Source organism: Stenotrophomonas sp., from assembly GCF_032103445.1.
Classification (GTDB): Bacteria; Pseudomonadota; Gammaproteobacteria; order Xanthomonadales; family Xanthomonadaceae; genus Stenotrophomonas.
The window spans coordinates 1-20,337 of sequence record NZ_DAMDFR010000079.1 but is presented as its reverse complement, the minus strand read 5'-3'; the positions used below and the strand labels follow the sequence as shown (position 1 = coordinate 20,337).

15 protein-coding genes and 1 pseudogene are annotated in these 20,337 nt (G+C 65.7%); 3 read left to right on the top strand and 13 right to left on the bottom strand.

The window, feature by feature from the left end; all coding sequences use genetic code 11:
* Window positions 1–405: 405 nt before the first annotated feature.
* Window positions 406–1,305 carry a peptidylprolyl isomerase gene (locus RT551_RS18965; protein WP_313461364.1) on the bottom strand — a complete coding sequence of 300 codons (900 nt, stop codon included), beginning with the start codon at window positions 1,303–1,305 and terminating at the stop codon, window positions 406–408.
* 147 nt (window positions 1,306–1,452) lie between these two features.
* Here RT551_RS18965 and RT551_RS18960 point away from each other — a divergent pair, with 147 nt between their 5' ends.
* Entirely contained in the window at window positions 1,453–1,818 is a 366-nt protein-coding gene (locus tag RT551_RS18960) for a PadR family transcriptional regulator (protein ID WP_313461362.1), read from the top strand.
* Complete coding sequence (locus tag RT551_RS18955; protein ID WP_313461360.1) at window positions 1,815–2,834, top strand: sensor domain-containing protein; 1,020 nt, start codon at window positions 1,815–1,817, stop codon at window positions 2,832–2,834. The genes RT551_RS18960 and RT551_RS18955 overlap by 4 nt, the downstream gene beginning before the upstream one ends.
* Window positions 2,835–2,957: 123 nt before the next feature.
* Here RT551_RS18955 and phaZ read toward each other — a convergent pair whose 3' ends face one another.
* Together phaZ and RT551_RS18945 are read right to left on the bottom strand one after the other, a co-directional pair.
* Entirely contained in the window at window positions 2,958–4,250 is a 1,293-nt protein-coding gene (gene phaZ / locus RT551_RS18950; RefSeq protein ID WP_313461358.1) for a polyhydroxyalkanoate depolymerase, read from the bottom strand.
* A gap of 165 nt (window positions 4,251–4,415) precedes the next feature.
* A complete protein-coding gene (locus RT551_RS18945) occupies window positions 4,416–5,009 on the bottom strand; it encodes a class I SAM-dependent methyltransferase (protein WP_313461366.1) in 594 nt (197 codons plus the stop codon).
* Window positions 5,010–5,139: 130 nt separating this feature from the next.
* On the opposite strand from RT551_RS18945, the gene RT551_RS18940 reads away from it, so the two are divergent.
* The gene (locus tag RT551_RS18940) at window positions 5,140–5,595 is read left to right on the top strand and encodes a CopD family protein (protein ID WP_313461357.1); all 456 of its coding nucleotides are present in this window, start codon (window positions 5,140–5,142) and stop codon (window positions 5,593–5,595) included.
* A gap of 112 nt (window positions 5,596–5,707) precedes the next feature.
* Here the strand turns inward: RT551_RS18940 and RT551_RS18935 are convergent, their stop codons facing one another.
* The 10 genes and pseudogenes from RT551_RS18935 to dxr form a co-directional block, all read right to left on the bottom strand.
* Complete coding sequence (locus RT551_RS18935; RefSeq protein WP_125362234.1) at window positions 5,708–6,667, bottom strand: acetyl-CoA carboxylase carboxyltransferase subunit alpha; 960 nt, start codon at window positions 6,665–6,667, stop codon at window positions 5,708–5,710.
* Window positions 6,668–6,743: 76 nt separating this feature from the next.
* Complete coding sequence (gene dnaE, locus RT551_RS18930) at window positions 6,744–10,325, bottom strand: DNA polymerase III subunit alpha (protein WP_313461356.1); 3,582 nt, start codon at window positions 10,323–10,325, stop codon at window positions 6,744–6,746.
* Window positions 10,326–10,797: 472 nt separating this feature from the next.
* A complete protein-coding gene (locus tag RT551_RS18925; RefSeq protein WP_313461355.1) occupies window positions 10,798–11,454 on the bottom strand; it encodes a ribonuclease HII in 657 nt (218 codons plus the stop codon).
* Window positions 11,451–12,626: pseudogene (lpxB, locus tag RT551_RS18920) on the bottom strand (lipid-A-disaccharide synthase); the annotation flags it as partial. The gene RT551_RS18925 and the pseudogene lpxB, both read right to left, overlap by 4 nt.
* Window positions 12,627–12,634: 8 nt before the next feature.
* Window positions 12,635–13,426: an acyl-ACP--UDP-N-acetylglucosamine O-acyltransferase gene (gene lpxA / locus RT551_RS18915; protein WP_313461353.1), complete on the bottom strand. Its 792-nt coding sequence runs from the start codon at window positions 13,424–13,426 to the stop codon at window positions 12,635–12,637.
* Between the two features lie 19 nt (window positions 13,427–13,445).
* Window positions 13,446–13,901, bottom strand: coding sequence for a 3-hydroxyacyl-ACP dehydratase FabZ (gene fabZ, locus RT551_RS18910; RefSeq protein WP_311190681.1), 456 nt, complete (start codon window positions 13,899–13,901; stop codon window positions 13,446–13,448).
* The gene (gene lpxD, locus RT551_RS18905) at window positions 13,898–14,920 is read right to left on the bottom strand and encodes a UDP-3-O-(3-hydroxymyristoyl)glucosamine N-acyltransferase (protein WP_313461350.1); all 1,023 of its coding nucleotides are present in this window, start codon (window positions 14,918–14,920) and stop codon (window positions 13,898–13,900) included. Before lpxD ends, fabZ begins: the two co-directional genes overlap by 4 nt.
* A 636-nt stretch (window positions 14,921–15,556) precedes the next feature.
* A complete protein-coding gene (bamA, locus tag RT551_RS18900; protein WP_313461348.1) occupies window positions 15,557–17,923 on the bottom strand; it encodes an outer membrane protein assembly factor BamA in 2,367 nt (788 codons plus the stop codon).
* A 72-nt stretch (window positions 17,924–17,995) separates the two neighbouring features.
* Window positions 17,996–19,354, bottom strand: coding sequence for an RIP metalloprotease RseP (rseP, locus tag RT551_RS18895; protein WP_313461346.1), 1,359 nt, complete (start codon window positions 19,352–19,354; stop codon window positions 17,996–17,998).
* A gap of 34 nt (window positions 19,355–19,388) precedes the next feature.
* A partial coding sequence (gene dxr / locus RT551_RS18890; protein WP_313461344.1) for a 1-deoxy-D-xylulose-5-phosphate reductoisomerase occupies window positions 19,389–20,337 on the bottom strand: 949 nt, incomplete at its 5' end.

The window sequence follows — 20,337 nt, the reverse complement described above, 5'->3', positions numbered from 1 at the left end:
TTTGACGGTCCCGCAAACCCACCCCGGCACGCCCCAGACAGATGGCCGGTGGCCATGCAAGATCAAAAGCACCTAGACCACTGGTGGGATCGGTCGATAGACGATCGCCGAGAAACGAACACCATCCGGTAACGCATGGCAATGGATCGAGGCCGCCATTGATTTTGATCTTCGATGGCCACCGACGCGCTGTCGATGGCGGGTCGGGATGGGCTGGAGGGGGCATGAGCCGCATGGATGCGGCGACTGAGCTTACAAGGACGTACTTGCAGCGTCCCCCGGAACGCCCGTCCCGATCCGCCAACACAGAGAACCGACGACGGCCGGCTGTTCGCCCAGAACCAACCGTAGCCGGGCAACGCCCGGCGATACGGAAATCATGCAATCACGTACAAAGTGAAACGCTTACCGCACAGGCACCGGAATGTTGCACAGGTCGATATGCCCGGCCGCGCGCTTGTAGAAATCGTCCACGCGATTGCGCCGTGCTTCCACTGTGTCCACGAAGGTCTTCGAATCGGTGCGCAGCACCTGCAGCGTCGGACGCTGCGCTTCCGGCAGGTCGTTCACGCGCTGGATCGAGACGATCGGCGTGCGCTGCGATGCGTCCGCGTAGAAACCCATCGGGGCCGGTCCGCGGGGCAGGGCGCTCAGCAGTTCCATGCCTTTCAGAACGCGGCCGACCACAGTGATGTTGCGGTCCAGCTGGCGCGGCGACTGCCCCGTCACCACGTACAGCTCCGCACCGATGCTGCTGTCTTCGTCATTGTTGCGGCCTGCGCCCAGCGCGCCGTAACAATGCGCCAGCCAGGTCTTGCCGTCGGCCGTGTCCTGGCCTACCGCGAAGCCGTCTACGAAGCCGGTATGGTCGGCCCAGCCGTCCTGGTCCGGCAGGACCATGACCTTCAAGCCCTTGCTGTCGCGCTGGAACTCCGCTGGCAGCTTGCGCTTGGCGCTGCCCAGTGGCTTCGCCTTCGCGGAATCATCCGCATCGGCATCGCCGAACTGCACCACGAAGTTGTCCTGCGACCGGTAGATGCTTTCGCCATCCCAGAAGTGCTCATGCGCCAGCGTCTGGATGTTGGCCACGTGCTGCGGCGCGAACGCAGGGGCCAGTTCGATCACCACCTGGCCGGAGGCCAGATTCATCACCAGCAGGTTGGTTGGGTCCGGGGTGCGCCAGTCGCTGGCCGGCGAGGCGTCCAGGATCTGCTGCGCGCTGCGGTAGGGTGTGGCTGCATTGGCCAGACCAGGAAGCAGGCAGGCGAGCGCGAGGGCAAGCAGGGCAGGACGGCGTGGCGACATGGCGGACCCTTTCAAGGAAGTGCCTCGATTCTGCGTGATCGACCGGGCCACCCGCCAGCCACCCCTGCCCGCCGGCAGGGTGACTAACGGCACGTTCGCTATAGCTGAGTTCACACTAGTGTGGACTCCACGCTAGCGGAGAACGTCATGAGCGAGCACGACGCCCACCTCAAGAAGTTTCAGAAGGAACTCAGCGCCGGCACCGTGTCGCTGGCCCTGCTGGCGGTGCTGGCACGGGCCGGTGAGCCGTTGTACGGCTACCTGATTGCCAAAGAGCTGGAGCGGGTCGGCGAAGGCGTGCTGAGCGGCAAGCAGAGCGCGCTGTACCCGGTGCTGCGCAACCTCGAAGCTGCCGGGCTGCTGGAGAGCCAGATCGAGCCGTCGGTGGCCGGGCCACCGCGGCGCTACTACCGCATCAATGAACGTGGTCGTGAGGTGCTGGCGGAGTGGACCGCCGCCTGGCGCGCCACCCGGGATTCCGTCGATTCTGTATTGGAGGGGGTACTGCAATGAACGAACAGACCACGGCGGGAACAGGCCTGCCGACCACCATTCCGCAGTACCTGGCCCAGCTGCGCGCGGCCCTGCACGACGCCGACCCGGCGATGGTGCAGGACGCGCTGTATGACGCCGAGGAATATCTGCGTTCGGAACTGGCCGCACAGCCGGGCCGCAGCGAGGCAGACGTGATTGCCGACGTCGCCGGCAGCTATGGCGCGCCGGAGGAAGTGGCGGAGATCTACCGCGAAACCGAAATCACCGTGAACCGTGCACTGCGCACGCCCAGCGCGAGCATTCGGCCGATTGCGCGGGTGGTGCCGGCGACAGAGCCCGGCGGTGCCGCGGCGGCTGCCGTAACGGCTGGCACCGCAGGCGCGGTGCTGGCCGACGCTCCCGTACCGCACCGCTCGGCGCTGGCGCGCTTCTTCGGCATCGCGCTGGAGCCGCGCACCTACGGCTCACTGTTCTACATGCTGCTGTCGCTGGCCACCGGCACGTTCTTCTTCACCTGGGTGATCACCGGACTGTCGCTGTCGCTGGGATTGATGATCCTGATCATCGGCATTCCGCTGACCGTGCTGTTCTTCGGTTCGGTGCGCGGGCTGGCGCTGCTGGAAGGGCGGCTGGTGGAAGTGCTGCTGGGCGAGCGCATGCCGCGCCGGCCGCGCTATGCCGACCGCAGCCGCAGCTGGCTGCAGCGCATTGGTGACATGTTCACTGATGGTCGCACCTGGCTGACGATGCTGTACTTCGTGCTGATGCTGCCGCTGGGCATCATCTACTTCAGCGTGGCGGTCACCCTGCTGTCGACATCGCTGGTCTTCATCTGGGCACCCGTGGCCTCGCTGCTGGCGCTGAATGGCAGCGGGGGAATCTACATCGACAGCGAATTGCTGCTGCTGCCGGTGTGGGCGATGCCGATGCTGGCCATCGTGGGCGTGGTGCTGCTGTTCTGCACCCTGCACCTGGCGCGTGGCGTGGGGTATCTGCATGGGCAGATGGCCAAGCATCTGCTGGTGCGGTTGTAGAAATCACGCGCAACGCGCGTGATTCGGTAGCGCCGGCCGTTGGCCGGCCCTCCGGATCTGTCCAACGTTCATGAGGGCCGGCCAACGGCCGGCGCTACCGGGATATGGAACGGACCCGAGGATTCAACCCGCCTTCTTGCGGATCGGCGTCACGTTCTTCGGCTTCACCGCCTTCTGCGCATGCGCGGCGAAGAACTCGCGCACCTTCGGGTACACGGTTTCGCGCCAGCGACGGCCGCTGAAGATGCCGTAATGACCCGCACCCTCGACGATGAAATGCTCGCGGTGCTTTTCCGGAATGCCGGTACACAGGGCCTGCGCCGCTTCGGTCTGGCCCAGGCCGGCGATATCGTCCAGCTCGCCTTCAATGCTGAGCAGTGCGGTGCCGGTGATCGCGCCCGGATCCACCCGCTCGCCGTTGACGAACCACTCGCCGCGCGGCAGCAGGAACTCCTGGAACACCACGCGGATGGTGTCCAGGTAGTAGCGTGCCGGCATGTCCAGCACCGCGTTGTATTCGTCGTAGAAACGACGGTGTGCGTCGGCGTCTTCCATGTCGCCCTTCACCAGGTCGGCGTAGAAGTCCCAGTGCGAGCTGAAATGCCGACTGGGGTTCATCGACAGGAACCCGGCGTGCTGCAGGAAGCCCGGATACACCTGGCGGCCGACACCGGGGTAGCCTGGCGGCACGGTGTGGATCACGTTGTTCTCGAACCACGACAGCGGGTTCTGGGTGGCCAGGTTGTTCACTGCGGTGGGGCTGCAGCGCGCATCAATCGGGCCGCCCATCATCACCAGCGTGCGCGGCGTGGTTTCGCCACGGCTGGCCATCAGTGACACCGCCGCCAGCACCGGCACGGTCGGCTGGCAGACGCTGACCACGTGCAGCTTCTCCGCGCCCAGGTGGCGGATGAATTCCTGTACGTAGGCGATGTAATCGTCCAAGCTGAACTCGCCTTCGCTGGCCGGCACCATGCGCGCGTCGACCCAGTCGGTGACGTACACGCGATGGTCGCGCAGCAGGGTGCGCACGGTGTCACGCAGCAGGGTGGCGTGGTGGCCCGACAGCGGAGCCACCACCAGCACGAACGGCTGATTGAGCATGGTGTGCAGCTGGTCGGCTTCATTGCTGTGGCGCTTGAAGCGCAGCAGCTTGCAGAACGGCTTGCTGACCTCTTCATGGACCACGATCGGCACGCGCTCGCCGTCCACTTCGATTTCGTTGATGCCCCATTCGGGCTTCTCGTAATCCTTGCCGATGCGGTGGAACAGCTCGTTCACCGCCGCCAGACGATCGGCACCGGGCATCTGCGACCACCAGTGGCCCGGATTGGCGAAGAACTTGGCATTGGCCTGGGCCTGGTGCACCCACGGGGCGAGCATGTTGCGGGTCAACTCATGCAGCTGGTAGAGCATGGCGTCCGAATATGTATGGTCATATGTTGCCGCGCAGCATAGCCTATCGCGGGCGGAAGCGCCTTAATAGGCGCGATGTCACGACGGAATGAGACCCGTAGAGCCACGCCCTGCGTGGCTTCGCGATACCCGATCCCAGAGGGAACAGCCACGCAGGGCGTGGCTCTACGACCCTCGTTCCAAAGCCGCGGCGTGGCCGGCCAACGCCGGCGACAGCCAGCAATGCGACCCCAGCGCGGTAAATCCCTCGGCCTTCAGATGCCGACGATACCAACCGGCAGGCCGCGCCTGGAAGCCCTCATGGTCACCCTCAAACTCGTCTTCGGCGGTGAACGCCTCCAGGAACGCCACCCCGCCAGTCAGCTCGGCAAACCCGGCCAGGGCCGGGCGCAGCTCGCGGCTGGGCACGTAGTGCATGACATCGGCGCAGACCAGCAGGTCCACCGGCGGGCAGGGCCGCAGCCAGGCAAAGTCGCCCACCCGTGCCGGGTGCAGGTTGCGGCTGCGCCCGTAGCGCTGCACCGCGTATTCGCTGCTGTCGAACCCCATGTACTGCACGCGTGGGCGCAGTTTGAGCAGGGGCGCGCGCCAGGCTGCCTCACCGGCCCCGATGTCCAGCACGGTGCGGATCGGGCGTTCCAGGTAGTACTCGGCCGTGGCCACCGCCAGCGCCACCTTGCGTACCAGTCGCGCGGCCCCTCCGGTCTGGTCGGGCTGATACCAGCGCTGGAAATAGGCGTGGTCGTAGGTCTTGGTCATGCGCGCGCAGGGAAAGCCGGAAACGGACGCCATGGTAGCGGACCGGCGTGCGTCAAAGCGTCGCGCATGCGCGGAACGGGGGAATGGGTGAAAATGAACGACATTCCACGCCAGCCGCCGGAGCAAGCGCATGCAGTCCTACTACTGGGTCAAGACCTTCCACCTGGTGTTCGTGGTGGCGTGGATGGCATCAGTGTTCTACCTGCCGCGGATCCTGGTCAACCTGAGCGAAACCGCGGGGCAGTTGCCGGTGGTGGAACGGCTGCAGCTGATGGGGCTGCGTTTGTACAAGTTCGGCCACATGATGTTCGGCATCGCGCTGGTGCTGGGCCTGGTGCTGTGGCTGGGCTACCGGGTGTTCCCGGATTTCCCGACCATGGTCGCTCCGGGGGCGGCCGGCTGGCTGCATGCCAAGCTGGGGCTGGTGGTGCTGCTGCTGGTGTACTTCACCTGGACCGGGCGCTTGTTGAAGGGCGCAGTGCAGGGCAAAGCGCTGCCGTCATCGCGCGCGCTGCGCTGGTTCAACGAGCTGCCGCTGGTGCTGTTCATCGGCGTGGTGTGGCTGGTGCTGGCCAAGCCGTTTTGACCCGTCCGGCACCGCGTAGCCACGCAGGGCGTGGCTCTACGGGGCATCGGGTTTCGTAAACGAAAAACCGGGCGCTTGGCCCGGTTTTTTGTTTTGCCGCGAATACCGCCAATCAGGCGGTCTCGTAAGCACCGTAGCTGCGCAGTCGCTCGTAGCGCTTCTGCAGCAGGTCTTCGGTGGACAGCTTCTCCAGCGCATCCAGCTCGTTGAGCAGCACGGCCTTCAGGCGCTTGCCCATGGCGGTCGGGTTGCGGTGTGCGCCGCCGGTGGGTTCGCGCACCACCTTGTCGACCAGGCCCAGGCCCTTCAGGCGCGGCGCGGTCAGGCCCAGCTGTTCGGCCGCTTCCTTGGCCTTGCCGGCATCCTTCCACAGAATCGAGGCGCAGCCTTCCGGGCTGATGGTCGAGTACACGCTGTATTCCAGCATGATGGTGCGGTCGCCCACGCCCAGCGCCAGTGCGCCGCCGGAGCCACCTTCGCCGATCACGGTGCAGATCACCGGCACCTTCAGCTCGGCCATTTCCATCAGGTTGCGCGCGATCGCCTCGGACTGGCCGCGCGATTCGGCATCGATGCCCGGCCAGGCACCGGCGGTGTCGATCAGGGTCAGTACCGGCAGGCCGAAACGCTCGGCCATCTTCATCAGGCGCAGTGCCTTGCGGTAACCCTCCGGCTTGGGCATGCCGAAGTTGCGTTTGATCTTTTCCTTGGTGTCACGGCCCTTCTGGTGGCCGATCAGCATCACCGGGCGACCGCCAATACGGGCCAGGCCGCCGACAATCGCCTTGTCGTCGGCGAAGGCGCGGTCGCCGGCCAGCTCCTGGAACTCGTCACAGAAGATGCGGATGTAATCCAGGGTGTACGGGCGCTGCGGATGGCGCGCCAGCTGCAGCACCTGCCACGAGGTCAGGTTGCGGAAGATCTGCGCGGTGCGCACCCGCAGCTTGTCCTGCAGGGCGTGCACTTCGGCCTCGACATTGACCGCCGGGCCGGCGCTGGCGCTGCGCAGCTCCTGGATCTTGGCTTCCAGATCAGCGATGGGTTGCTCGAAGTCGAGATAGTTCGGATTCATCGGAAGCCGTCGTGAAGTAAAGAGGGGAAGTGTAGCCGAATGCGTCGAAATACCCCGTACGCAGTCGTCTGGTGGGTCAATTGGCCCAGGGCGGGCTGTAGCGGACCTTGAGCGTGCGCACGGCCGGGTCGGCCCGCAGCGCGTCCACCAGCTGGCTGTCCACGCGGACGGCGGTCTCGCCACCCACGTCGAGCATGCCGGCCACAGGGCCCTGCGGCGAGCCCAGCAGCAGGTCCAGACGCAGGGGCGTCCGGCCGGGGCGGTGGCGGTCCAGCAGCGCGTTCACGCGGCTCCAGACCGGGTCGCCCTGGCGCAGGTCCAGCCGCAGCGACAGCCGGGTCGCGTAGTTGGCGCAGATTTCCTCGTAATCCCAGCACTGGCGGATGCGCAGCGCGTAGCCGCCGTTGAACTCGTCCTCGCGCAGGCCGCCCTTGACCACCAGGATGCGGTCCTTGGTCATCAGATGACCGAACTCGGCCAGGCCGTCGGAGAACGCGCTGCACTCGACCCGGCCGCGGCCGTCTTCGAGCTGCATGAAGATCTGGCTTTCGCCCTTGCGGCGCACGCCGACCACCAGCCCGGCCAGGATCACCGGGGTTTCCTGGCGCCAGGCGCGCTTTTCGCCGTCCTTGCTGGGACGGGCCGGGGGAATCAGTTTTTCCAGCATGCCCAGGTCGGTACCGACCAGTTCCTTGACGTCCTCCGCCCACGGGTCGAACGGATGTCCGCTGAGGTAGAAGCCCAGCGTTTCGCGCTCGCCTTCCAGCAACTGGCCCAACGCCCATTCCTTGGTTTCGGGCAGGTCCAGCTGCATTGCAGTGCTGACCGGATCGGGCGCGCCGAACAGCGAGTTCTGGCCCGAGGCCTTCTCGCGCGACATCTGGTCGGTGGCCTTGAGTACTTCCGGCAGCTGCAGCATCAGCGAGGCGCGATTCTTGCCCAGGCCATCCAGTGCGCCGCAGTTGATCATCGCTTCCAGCGTGCGACGGTTGAGCTTGCCGGACTCGATGCGCATGCAGAAATCCAGCAGCGATGCGTAGCGCCCCTTGGCGATGCGCTCGTCCACCACCGCTTCGCACGCACCCTGGCCGACGCCCTTGATCGCGCCCAGGCCGTACTGGATGGTGTCGGCGCTGGAGGCTTCGAACATGTACGCCGAATCGTTGACCTTCGGCGGCAGCACGGTCAGGCCCAGGTTGCGCACTTCAGCCAGGAAGCCGACCACCTTGTCGGTGTTGTCCATGTCCGACGACAGCGTCGCGGCCATGAACTCGGCGGGGTAGTGACGCTTGAGCCAGGCGGTCTGGTAGCTGACCAGCGCGTACGCGGCGGCGTGCGATTTGTTGAAACCGTAGCCGGCGAACTTTTCCATCAGGTCGAAGATTTCATCGGCCTTGGGGCCGTCGACGCCGCCCTTGGCCGCACCTTCGCGGAAGATCTCGCGGTGCTTGGCCATTTCCGCCGGCACCTTCTTGCCCATCGCACGGCGCAGCAGATCCGCGCCGCCCAGCGAGTAGCCGCCGACGATCTGCGCCATCTGCATCACCTGCTCCTGGTACACCATGATGCCGTAGGTGTCCTTGAGGATGGCTTCGGTACGCGGATCGGGATAGATGATCTCTTCCTGCCCGTGCTTACGCGCGTTGAAGGAGGGAATCAGGTCCATCGGGCCGGGGCGGTACAGCGACACCAGCGCGATCAGGTCTTCGAAACGGTCGGGGCGCGCGTCCTTCAGAAGGCGGCGCATGCCCGAGGATTCAAACTGGAACACTGCACCGGTGTTGCCGTTGGCGAAAATGTCCTTGTAGGTGGGCGCGTCATCCAGCGGAATGGCGGTGATGTCCACCGGCGGAATGCCAGCACGCGCATGCCGCTTGTTGATCGCCTTCACTGCCCAGTCAATGATGGTCAGCGTGCGCAGGCCAAGGAAGTCGAACTTCACCAGTCCGACTTCTTCGACGTCGTTCTTGTCGAACTGGGTGACCGGATTGCGGCCACGACCGCCTTCGTCGTGTTCGGCGAACAGCGGGCAGAACTCGGCCAGTGGCTCCGGCGCGATCACCACGCCACCGGCGTGCTTGCCGGCGTTGCGGGTCAGATCTTCGAGCTGGCGCGCCAGGTCGATCAGGTCGCGCACTTCGTCTTCGGACTGGTAGCGCTGGATCAACTCCGGCGAGGCCATTTCCGAGTCCTTGCCTTCGCCCATCGCGTCCTTGAGCGAAATACCCAGGATGTTGGGAATCAGCTTGGAAACGCCATCGACCAGGCCATACGGGAAGCCGAGCACGCGCCCGGAGTCACGCACCACCGCCTTGGCGGCCATGGTGCCGTAAGTGATGATCTGGCTGACCCGCTCGCGCCCGTACTTGCGCGCGACGTAGTCGATGACCTCGTCGCGGCGGTCCATGCAGAAGTCGATGTCGAAGTCGGGCATCGACACGCGTTCGGGGTTGAGGAAGCGCTCGAACAGCAGGTTGTAGGGCAGGGGGTCCAGATCGGTGATCTGCAGTGCCCACGCCACCAGCGAACCGGCACCGGAACCACGGCCCGGGCCAATCGGAATGCCCTGGTTCTTGCCCCACTGGATGAAGTCGGCCACGATCAGGAAGTAGCCGGGGAAGCCCATCTTGATGATGGTGGCGAGCTCGAATTCCAGCCGCTCGAAGTACTCTTCGCGGGTCTTGCCTTCGGCCAGCGGATTCTTTTCCAGGCGCGCTTCCAGGCCCCTGCGCGACTCGCTGCAGATCCAGCTGTCCAGGGTCTCGTTGTCGGGCACCGGGTAGTTGGGCAGGAAGTAGGTGCCCAGCCGCATTTCCACGTTGCAGCGTTCGGCCAGCGCCAGCGTGTTGTCGATGGCGTCGGGAATGTCGGCGAACAGCGCGCACATTTCCTCGGGCGACTTCAGGTACTGCTGCTCGCTGTAATCGCGCGGGCGCTTGGGGTCATCCAGCACGCGGCCGGAGGAAATGCACACACGCGCCTCATGCGCGCTGAAGTCGTCCGGGCGCAGGAAGCGCACGTCATTGCTGGCCACCACCGGCAGGCCGCGCTGGCCAGCGGCCATCAGCGCAAACTGGTTGAAGGCTTCTTCGCCTTCGCGACCGGTGCGGGTCAGTTCCAGGTGCAGGCCATCGCCGAACACGCGCTGCCAGTCGGCAAGCTGCTGCTCGGCGAGGTCATGCCGGCCTTCACCGGCCAGGCGACCGGCCAGGCTTTCGCGCCCGGCCAGGGCGAACAGATTGTGGCAGCCGGCCTTGAGCCAGTCCGGATGCACGGCCACGCCACCTTCCGGGCGATGGCCTTCCATCCAGGCGCGGGTGAGCAGGCGCGACAGACTGAGATAGCCTTCGCGATCGCGGCACAGCAGGGTCATCCGCCAGGGCGTCATGCCTTCTTCGGCAATCATCACGTCGGCACCGGCAATGGGCTTGATGCCCACGGTCTCGGCGGCCTTGTAGAACTTGACCAGCGCGAACAGGTTGTTCAGGTCGGTGACGGCCAGGGCTGGCAACTGCAGTTCGACGGCGCGGCTGAGCAGATTGGCCTGTTTGGCCTTTTTCGGGTCAGCCTGATCCGGTTTCGCCGGGACACGGATGGTCGAATCCGCCAGCGAAAACTCGGTGTGGACGTGAAGATGTACGAAACGGGAAGTGGACATGCCGGGCCAATGTAATGCGCGGTCAGGGTATCCGTGTGAGCGAAACCGGACAAGGCTTGACATCGCGGACCTTCGGTCCGTGATGTCCCCGCATTCCTCCTATCCCCGCGCCTGCCGGCGCGCCCCCTTAACAAAGGGGGCTTCTCTTCGTTTTGGGGTCATGCGTTACCGGATGTTGCCCTTTTCACGGCGATCGTCTGTCGACCGATCCCACCGGGGCAGCGCGGATGGGTTTTGATCTTCCGTGGCCACCGACCCTCTGTCTGGGGCGTGCCGGGGTGGGTTTGCGGGACCGTAGAAAACATGGATGTTTTCTACGAGCCCCCATGGACGGGTTTACGGCGTGTCCCGCAAACCCACCCCGGTGCGCCCAAACTCGGAAACCGATGACCACCGGCTGTTCGCACGAATCCAACAGCAGCCACGCAGGGCGTGGCTCTACGTAGCGATCGAAGTTCGGGGTAGGGAGGCTCTAGGCTAGCGCGGGCGACGGAGCCAGGCAGTCGCGGACCGGGGCGAAGCTGCGGCGGTGGGCGGGGCAGGGGCCGTGCTGGCGCAGGGCGGCCAGGTGGGCGGGGGTGCCGTAGCCTTTGTGCTGGTCGAAACCGTAGTGCGGATGCTGCTCGTGCAGCTGCTGCATGTAGCGGTCACGGCTGACCTTGGCCAGGATCGAGGCGGCCATGATCGCGCGGTCGAGGGCGTCGCCGCCGACCAGCGCTTCGGCCGGGCAGGGCAGGCCCTTGGGGATCTTGTTGCCGTCGATGCGGGCGAACTGGGCCACGTGCGCCACGCCTTCCACGGCGCGGCGCATGCCCGCCATCGTCGCCTGGAAGATGTTCAGCGTGTCGATCTCTTCCACGTCCACCAGCACGATGTGGAAGGCCAGCGCGCGCTGCTGGATCTTGTCGAACAGCGCGTCGCGGCGCAGCGCGGTCAGCTGCTTCGAATCGTCCAGCCCGTTCAGGCGGGGGCGATCCGGGCAGAACACTACCGCGGCCACCGCCACCGGGCCCGCCAGCGGGCCTCGGCCGGCTTCATCCACGCCCGCGACGTAGCGTGGCGCGACCGTCGCCAGCGCCGCACCGTCGAACAGTGCAAGCGACGCCTCCGCTGCATGACGACGGCTCATGCCGCCGCGCCACCCTGCGCAGGGCGGCTCAGCAGCTCAGCCACCGCATCGGCTGCACGTGCCGACGCGTCCTGGCGCAACTGCTGATGCAGTTTCTGGTAGGTCGGCTGGATGTCCAGACCCCGCTGCGGGTGATCGAACCACTGCAGGATCGCCGCTGCCAGCTGGTCCGGCACACAGTCGTGCTGGATCAGTTCCGGTGCCAGGTCCTTGCCGGCCAGAATGTTCGGCAACGCGAAGCGGTCCACCTTGATCAGGCCCAGCGCCTTCACGATCCGGTAGGTCAGCTCCGCCACGCGGTAGCCCACCACCATCGGACGCTTCACCAGCATGGCCTCCAGCGTGGCCGTGCCCGAGGCCAGCACTACCACGTCGGCGGCGATCATCGCCGTGCGCGCCTCACCGTCCAGCACATGCGAGTACGCCACCGGCAAGGCCGAGCGTGACAGCTGTTCGGTGATCAGGCGGCGGCAGGCCGGGTTCGCCGCCGGCACCACTACGTGCAGGCCGGGAATGCGTTCGGAAACCTGCCAGGCCGCTTCGAAGAAGGCCTGGCCCAGCTTGCTGATCTCGCCCAGGCGGCTGCCCGGCAGCACCGCCAGCACCTTGGCGTTGGACGGCAGGCCCAATGCCACGCGTGCGGCCTCGCGGTCGCTGTTCAATGGGATATCGTCAGCCATCGGGTGGCCGACAAAGCGGGCATCGATGCCATGCTTGGCATAGATCGGCGGTTCCATCGGGAACAGGCACAGCACCATGTCCGCGCTGGCCCCGATCTTCTCGGCGCGCTTCTCGCGCCAGGCCCAGACCGACGGGCTTACGTAGTGCACGGTGCGGATGCCGCGTTCCTTCAGCCAGCGCTCCACGCCCAGGTTGAAGTCCGGGGCGTCGATGCCGATGAACACGTCCGGCTGCCAGTCCAGCACGCGGGTGCGGAACTCCTTGCGCAGCTTGAGCAGCCGCGGCAGGTGGCGCAGCACTTCGGTCAGGCCCATCACCGCCAGCTCGCTGGCATCAAACCAGGTCAGGCAGCCGGCATTGCGCATGGCGTCGCCGCCGATGCCGGCAAACTCGGCATCCGGGAAGCGCTGCGCCAGTTCGCGGATCAACCCCGCACCGAGCAGATCACCCGAGGCTTCACCGGCGACCAGCGCGATCCGCAACGGTCGATCCTGTCCGGTCATCGCAGCAGCGGCCGTTCGGCCTGCTCGATGAAGTCCAGCAGGTCCTTGACGTCGGCGCTCGCCTTGGCCTGTTCGGCCAACTGAACCTTGGCTTCCGCCAGCGGCAGGCCGGCCACGTACAGCGTGCGATACGCGCGCTTGATGCTGGCAATGCGCTCGGCATCGAAGCCACGGCGCTTCAGGCCCTCGCTGTTGATGCCGCGCGGACGGCCCAGCGAGTCGCTGCCGACCATGGTGAACGGCGGCACATCGCCGTTGGTCAGCGCACCCATGCCGAGGAAGGCATGCGCGCCGATCCGGCAGAACTGGTGCGCGCCAGCGAAGCCGCTGATGATCACGTAGTCGCCCACGGTCACATGGCCGGCCAGGGTGGTGTTGTTGGAGAACACGCAGTTGTTGCCGACATGGCAGTCGTGCGCCACATGCGTGTAGGCCAGCATCCAGTTGCCGTTACCGATGGTGGTGATGCCGCCACCGCCGCCGGTACCGCGGTTGAGGGTGACGAACTCGCGGAACACGTTGTCGTCGCCGATCACCAGTTCGGTGCGTTCGCCGGCGTACTTCTTGTCCTGCGGCTCGCCGCCGACGGCCACATGGCCGATGAAGCGGTTGTTGCGGCCGATCCGGGTCGGGCCGTGGATCGAGCAGTGCGGTCCGATCTCGGTGCCTTCGCCAATCACGACGTCGGCACCGATCAGGCAGAACGCACCGACGCGCACATCCGCAGCCAACGTCGCCGACGGGTCGATGACCGCGGTGGGGTGGATGAGAGGAGCGTTGTCGGTCATTGCAGGTCTCCTGCCTGGATCATTCGCGGGTGCCGGCGCACAGCACTTCGGCGCAGGCGACAACTTCGCCGTCGACCTTGGCCACGCAGTCGTACACCGCCATGTTGCGGATCACGCGCTTGATTTCCACGTGCATTTCCAGCACATCGCCCGGCACCACCTGGCGGCTGAAGCGCGCCTTGTCGACCTTGACCATGTAGAACAGCTTGGACTGTGCATCACGGCCCAGGGTGAGCTGGGTGAGCACGCCACCGGCCTGGGCCATGGCTTCGATGATCAGCACGCCGGGCATGATCGGCTGGCTCGGGAAATGGCCCTGGAAGAACGGTTCATTGATGCTGACGTTCTTGGTGGCGACGATGGTGCGCTTCTCGTAGTCAATCGAGAGCACCTTGTCGACCAGCAGGAACGGGTAGCGATGCGGGATCAATGCCTGGATCTGGGTGATGTCCGGCAGCTTCTGTTCGTGGCTCATTCCTTCTCCTTGCTCACAGACAGGATGCGACGGGCCAGGGCATCAAGCTGCTTGAAGCGCGCGGCGTTCTTGCGCCACGTGCGGTTGTCGGTCAGTGGGGTGCCGGAGGAATACTCACCCGGCTCGGTAATGGAGTTGCGCACCACCGATTTGCCGGTGATGACGACCTTGTCGCAGATTTCGAGGTGACCGACGACGCCGACCGCGCCGCCGAGCAGGCAGTAGCGGCCGATCTTGGCGCTGCCGGCAATGCCGGTGCAGCCGGCGATGGCCGAATGCGCGCCGATCTGGACGTTGTGCGCGATCTGGACCAGGTTGTCCAGCCGCACGTCGTTGTCGAGCACGGTGTCTTCCAGCGCACCGCGGTCGACGCAGGTGTTGGCCCCGATCTCGCAGTCGTCGCCGATGCGGACGCCGCCGAGCTGGGGCACCTTGATCCAGCTGCCGGCATCCATGGCCAGGCCGAAGCCGTCGGCACCGAGCACGGCACCGGGGTGCACGCGCACACGCTTGCCGAGCTTGACCCGGGTGACCAGGGTGACCCGGGCGATCAGTTCGCAGCCGGTATCGAGGGTGCAGTCCTCACCGATCACGCTGCCGGGGCCGACGATGCAGTTCTCACCCACAACGCTGCGCGCACCGATGGTGACGAACGGGCCAATATGGGCGCTGGCGGCCACCTGGGCGGCGGGGTCGATGATGGCGCTGGGATGGATGCCGGGCTCGCGCAGCGGCGCGATGTCGAACAGCGCGGCGATCTTGGCGAAGGTGGTGTAGGGGTCCTTGGCAACCAGGGCGGTGCCGGGCGCGGCCTCGGCGTCGTCAGCGCGCAGCACCACGATGCCGGCCTGGCTCTCGGCCAGCTGGCTGCGGTAGCGCGGGTTGGCCAGGAAAGTCAGCTGGCCGGGACCGGCATGGGCAAGCGTGGCCACGCCCTGAATGGCGGTGGCACCGTCGCCATGGACCTGCAGGCCAAACTGCTCGGCGAGTTGCTGGGCGGTATAGGTAGGAGTATTCACGCCGGAAGTTTACCGTGTGCCGTGACTTCGGTCATGTTGGGGTCCAGGTCAATGCAAATTGCCCGCGAACAGCCCTCGGTTCACGGGTTCCCTGGCTTGGCGGGTCGGGGCGGGCGTTCCGGGGGACGCTGCAAGTACGTCCCTGTAAGCTCGATCGCCGCATCCATGCGGCTCACGCCCCCTCCAGCCCACCCCGACCCGCCCCGACAGGTCGTCGGTGGCCGCCGGAAATCCAACGTCAACGGCAGGCAATGGCTTGCGGCTGGGGGGCCGCTGACACGCATGGCGTGTCACTACGCGTCTGGGACGATTGGGACCGGTAGCGTCGGTCGACAGACGACGGCCTTTAAACGGCCAACACCCGGTAACGCATGACCCCAAATCGAAAACGGCTCTTGCCGTCCGATCCGAATTCCGTATTGCATCTGGAGAAGAGCCCCCTTCTTGTTGAAGGGGGCGCGCCGAAGGCGGGGGGATAAGGTGGAGTACGTGGGTATCTCGGACCGCAGGTCCGTGATACCCCGGAGCGGGGCTGCCTGCCGGCCTCCCTGCACGTAAGAATCGAAACGCCGCCGGCTCTACGCGCAAAAACAAAAACGCCGGGACAAGCCCGGCGTCTCTGCTGTTTGCGGGGTGTTAGAACTGCCCGCCAAACGTGAACTGAAGCCTTTCAATCTCGTCGCCATCTTCCTTTTTCAACGGGAAGGCATAGCTGATCGAGATCGGGCCGACCGGGGCGCGCCACAGCAGGGCCACACCGGTGGAGACGCGCAGTTCGTTGGCCTTGAAGTTGTCGATGCCGGTGTACACGTTACCGAAGTCGACGAAGGCCGAGACGCGCGCCGACGGGCTGTCGAACAGGCGCGGGAAGTAGGCTTCGACGGAACCCACGGTCTTCAGCGAACCACCCAGCGGCTGGCCGCGGCTGTAGGAGTACGTCGGCTCCGAACGCGGACCCAGGGTGTTGTCTTCGAAGCCGCGCACCGAGTTGGTGCCGCCGGCGTAGAAGTTCTCGTAGAACGGCAGGCCCGATGCGGTCACGGTTTTGGGGTTGCCATCGTCGCCGATGACGACGCGCGAAACATCGTCGCCGTAGGAGTCACCGTAGCCCACTTCGGCGCGGGTGTTGATGACCAGCGACGGAATGATCGGCCAGTACTTGGAGATCTGGTAGTTGAGCTTGTAGTACTCAACCGTCGAGCCCGGCAGCGTGGTTTCCAGGCCGACGCGCTGGTAGGTACCGCGGGTGGGCATGAAGTAGTCGTTACGCGTATCGCGGGCCCAGCCCAGTTCCGTGCGCCAGGAGTGGAAGGTCTTGGAGCCGATGGCATCGATGTAGTCAATGATCGACTGCGGGGTCGAGCCCTTGTACGTCGTGATCTGGTTGCTGTCGATGCCCACCATCAGCGAGACGGTGTCGTTCTCGGTGATCGGCACGCCGAACACCACCTGCGCGGCACCGTTGGTGCTGTTGTACTGCGCGGTGTTGAAGTCGGAGTAATCCAGTTCGCGCCACGACAGGTTGTAGCCCAGCGACACGCCGTCATCGGTGAAGTACGGGTTGGTGTAGCTGAAGCCGTAACGCTGCAGGTAGCTGCTGCGCGACGCTTCCACCGACACGCGGTTGCCGCCGCCGAGGAAGTTGTTCTGCGACAGCTGCACCGAGGTGGTCATGCCGTAGGACTGCGAATAGCCCAGGCCGAACACGAAGCTGCCCGACGTGGTTTCCTTCACGTTGTAGACCACGTCGACCTGGTCGTTGCTGCCGGTGACGGCAGGCGTTTCCACGTCCACCGATTCGAAGTAGCCCAGGCGCTGCAGACGGATCTTCGAGCGGTCGATCGCGGCCTGCGAGTACCAGCTGTTCTCGAACTGGCGCATTTCACGACGCAACACTTCGTCGGAGGTGCGGGTGTTGCCCTTGAAGATGATGCGACGCACGCCCACGCGCGGGCCCGGCACGACCTGCATGTTGATCGCCACGGTCTGCTCGGCGCGGTTGCTGGTCGGGATCGGGTTCACCTTGGCGAACGCGTAGCCGATGTTGGACAGCGAATTGGTGATGGTGTCCGAGCTGAATTCCAGCAGCGCACGCGAGAAGGTATCGCCTGCCTTCTGGATGACCATGCGCTCCACGTCTTCCTGCGGAAGAATGGTGTCGCCGGTGACCTTGATCTCGGAAATCTTGTACTGCTCACCCTCGGTCACGCCGGCGGTGATGAACATGTCGCGCTTGTCGGGGCTGATCGACACCTGGGTGGAGTCGATGCTGAAGTCCACGTAGCCGCGGTCCAGGTACCAGGAGTTCAGCTTTTCCAGGTCGCCGGAGAGCTTTTCCTTGGAGTACTGGTCGTCACGGCGGTACCACGACGCCCAGTTGTGCTCCTTGGATTCCCAGGTTTCCAGAATGTCCTCGGAGGCGAACTTTTCCGTGCCGACCAGGTTCACGTGCTGGATCTTGGCGGCCTTGCCTTCCTTGATCGCAATCGTGATGTCCACGCGGTTGCGGTCCAGCGGGCTCACGGTCGGGGTGATCTCGACGTTGTACTTGCCACGGTCGTTGTACTGGCGGCGCAGTTCCTGGGTCACGCGGTCCAGGCTGAGGCGGTCGAAGGTGCCGCCTTCGCTCAGGCCGATGTCGCTCAGGCCCTTGAGCAGCTGGTCGCTCTTGATGTCCTTGTTGCCGGTGACGGTCAGCTTGTTGATCGCCGGGCGTTCCTTCACCGTGACCACCAGGATGTCGCCCTGGCGCTGCAGCTGCACGTCTTCGAAGAAGCCGGTCTTGTACAGGGCGCGGATCGATTCGCCGACCTTGCTGTCGGTCACGGTGTCGCCACGGTTCACCGGCAGGTAGGTGAACACGGTACCGGAGGTGATGCGCTGCAGACCATCGACACGGATGTCGCTGACGGTGAAGGGCTCGGCTGCCTGGGCCAGGGCCGGCACGCCGAAACCGGCGGCAAGTGCAAGGGCAAGCAGGCGGCGGTTGGGGAGTCGCGTCATGTCACGTCCGGTTGGAGTCGAATGCAATGTTGCGGGATGCCGGCGCATAAGACGACGACAAAAGGAAAAAGTTCATCGCGAGGCCAGCCCGAGGATGTCGTTGTAGAACGCCAATCCCATCAGGCCGGCCAGCAATGCCAGGCCGATGTACTGACCTGCTGCCATGGCGCGCTCGCTCAGCGGGCTGCCCTTGACCAACTCAATAAGGTAATACAGCAGGTGCCCGCCGTCCAAGATCGGGATCGGCAGCAGGTTGATGATGCACAGGCTGAGCGACATCACCGCCAGGAACCACAGGAACCAGTCCAGCCCGCGCTGGGCCGAAACATTGGCCACGCGGGCAATGGTGACCGGCCCGGATACGTTCTGCAGCGAGGCCGCGCCGGTGATCATGCGGCGCATCATGCCCAGCGAATCGCTGGTGGCACGGGCGGTTTCGCGCAGCGCTGCGGGCAGGGCGGCCAGCGGACCGTACTTCAGGGTGGTGTCGTAGACCGGCGTGCTGCTCTGCGGGAAGCCCACGCCGATCTGCCAGGTGGGCTGGCCGCGCGCGTCCTTGCCCTGTTGCGGGGTGATTTCCAGGGCCATCCGGTCCGCGCCGCGCTGGACCTCGATCATGCCGGGGCCGCCGCGCTCGCCCAGCGCACGTACCTGGGCCGGTACCTGTTCCGCTGAATCGATGCGCACGCCGTCCACGGCCAGCAGCAGGTCGCCGGGCATCAGCACGCCCTCGGCGGGGTGGCCGGGTTCAATGCGTTCCACCAGGGCGGGCTGCATGCGGAACTGCCAGGTCAGCCCGGCCAGTGCCGGCACCCAGCGTTCATCGAAGCCGGCCGGCAACTGCGACAGCGGCAGCACCCGGGTGCGGACCTGCTGTTGCGCGTCCAGAACGGTCAGGGTCGCGTCGCGGCGGTCCATGGCGGCGGTGGTCAGGGCCATGCTGGCCTGGCCGGCGGTGACCACGTCGCGGTCATCCACGCCGAGCACGCGGTCGCCGGTCTGCAGGCCGGCGGTCAGTGCCATGCCGGTGGCGCGGCCAATGGTGGCCGAGTAGTCCTGCTTGCCGATGACGAACATCGCCCACAGCAGCGCCACGCACAGCAGCAGGTTGGCCAGCGGGCCGGCGGCCACGATCGCAATGCGCTGCCAGACGCTCTTGTGGTTGAAGGCCTGGCCGCGTTCGGCCGGGTGCACCTCGACCTCGCGCTCGTCGAGCATCTTGACGTAACCGCCCAGCGGAATGGCGGCAATGGCGAATTCGGTGCCGGCGCGGTTGCGGCGCATCCACAGCGGCTTGCCGAAGCCGACCGAGAAGCGCAGCACCTTCACCCCGCAGCGGCGGGCCACCCAGTAATGACCAAACTCATGGAAGGTCACCAGCACACCAAGGCTGACGATCATCCACCAGACAGAACCGATGAATTCACCCATGTTGGACGTCGCGGTTAAGAGGCGGGAAGGGCATTCAGTGCGTGTCGATGGCGGTCTGGGTGATCTGGCGGGCGCGCTGGTCGGCGGCCAGCAGGCCCTCCAGTGTATCGGCCGGGCCCGCCGGGAGTGTTGAAAGGGCGTTAGCGACCAGTGCCGGGATGTTCAGGAAAGCGATACGCCCCTGAAGAAACGCTGAAACAGCGACTTCGTTGGCGGCGTTCAGGATGGCGGGTGCGGTGCCGCCGGCCGCCATCGCCTGCCAGGCCAGCCGCAGGCAGGGGAACGCATCAGTGTCGGGAGCCTCGAAATCGAGCCGGCCCTGGGTCAGCAGGTCCAGTCCGGCTACGCCGGATTCGATCCGTTGCGGCCAGCCCAGCCCCACCGCCAGGGTGGTGCGCATGTCCGGCAGGCCTAGCTGGGCCAGGGTGGAACCGTCGATGAACTCCACCAGTGAATGCACCAGGCTCTGCGGGTGTACCAGCACCTCGATGCGCTCGCCCGGCACATTGAACAGATGGTGGGCCTCGATGACTTCGAGCCCTTTGTTCATCAGCGTGGCCGAATCGACCGAGATCTTCGGGCCCATGCTCCACTTCGGATGGGCCACGGCCTGGGCCGGGGTGACCTGCTCCAGTTCGGCACGCGAACGGCCGCGGAACGGGCCCCCGGAGGCGGTCAGCAGGATCCGGCGAACGCCGGCCTGCTCGAGGCTGGCATCGCGCGAGCGCAGGCACTGGAAAATGGCGCTGTGCTCGCTGTCGATTGGAATGACCTCGGCACCGGCGGCGTTGGCGCGCTGCATCAGCAGCTCGCCGGCCAGCACCAGCGATTCCTTGTTGGCCAGCAGGATGCGCTTGCCGGCGCTGGCGGCGGCCAGGGTCGAGGACAGCCCGGCCGCGCCGACAATGGCCGCGACCACGGTGTCGCAGGCGTCGCTGGCGGCGAGCTGGTCCAGTGCCTCGGGCCCGGCATGGGCCTGGGTG

Excerpts from the sequence above, each read along its gene's own strand:
- RT551_RS18940 (WP_313461357.1), top strand. The coding sequence starts at position 5,140 with ATGCAGTCCTACTACTGGGTCAAGACCTTCCACCTGGTGTTCGTGGTG.
- RT551_RS18945 (WP_313461366.1), bottom strand. The coding sequence starts at position 5,009 with ATGACCAAGACCTACGACCACGCCTATTTCCAGCGCTGGTATCAGCCC.
- rseP (WP_313461346.1), bottom strand. The coding sequence starts at position 19,354 with ATGGGTGAATTCATCGGTTCTGTCTGGTGGATGATCGTCAGCCTTGGT.
- lpxA (WP_313461353.1), bottom strand. The coding sequence starts at position 13,426 with ATGACCGACAACGCTCCTCTCATCCACCCCACCGCGGTCATCGACCCG.
- phaZ (WP_313461358.1), bottom strand. The coding sequence starts at position 4,250 with ATGCTCTACCAGCTGCATGAGTTGACCCGCAACATGCTCGCCCCGTGG.
- RT551_RS18955 (WP_313461360.1), top strand. The coding sequence starts at position 1,815 with ATGAACGAACAGACCACGGCGGGAACAGGCCTGCCGACCACCATTCCG.
- dnaE (WP_313461356.1), bottom strand. The coding sequence starts at position 10,325 with ATGTCCACTTCCCGTTTCGTACATCTTCACGTCCACACCGAGTTTTCG.
- RT551_RS18960 (WP_313461362.1), top strand. The coding sequence starts at position 1,453 with ATGAGCGAGCACGACGCCCACCTCAAGAAGTTTCAGAAGGAACTCAGC.
- RT551_RS18925 (WP_313461355.1), bottom strand. The coding sequence starts at position 11,454 with ATGAGCCGTCGTCATGCAGCGGAGGCGTCGCTTGCACTGTTCGACGGT.
- RT551_RS18965 (WP_313461364.1), bottom strand. The coding sequence starts at position 1,305 with ATGTCGCCACGCCGTCCTGCCCTGCTTGCCCTCGCGCTCGCCTGCCTG.
- RT551_RS18935 (WP_125362234.1), bottom strand. The coding sequence starts at position 6,667 with ATGAATCCGAACTATCTCGACTTCGAGCAACCCATCGCTGATCTGGAA.
- bamA (WP_313461348.1), bottom strand. The coding sequence starts at position 17,923 with ATGACGCGACTCCCCAACCGCCGCCTGCTTGCCCTTGCACTTGCCGCC.
- fabZ (WP_311190681.1), bottom strand. The coding sequence starts at position 13,901 with ATGAGCCACGAACAGAAGCTGCCGGACATCACCCAGATCCAGGCATTG.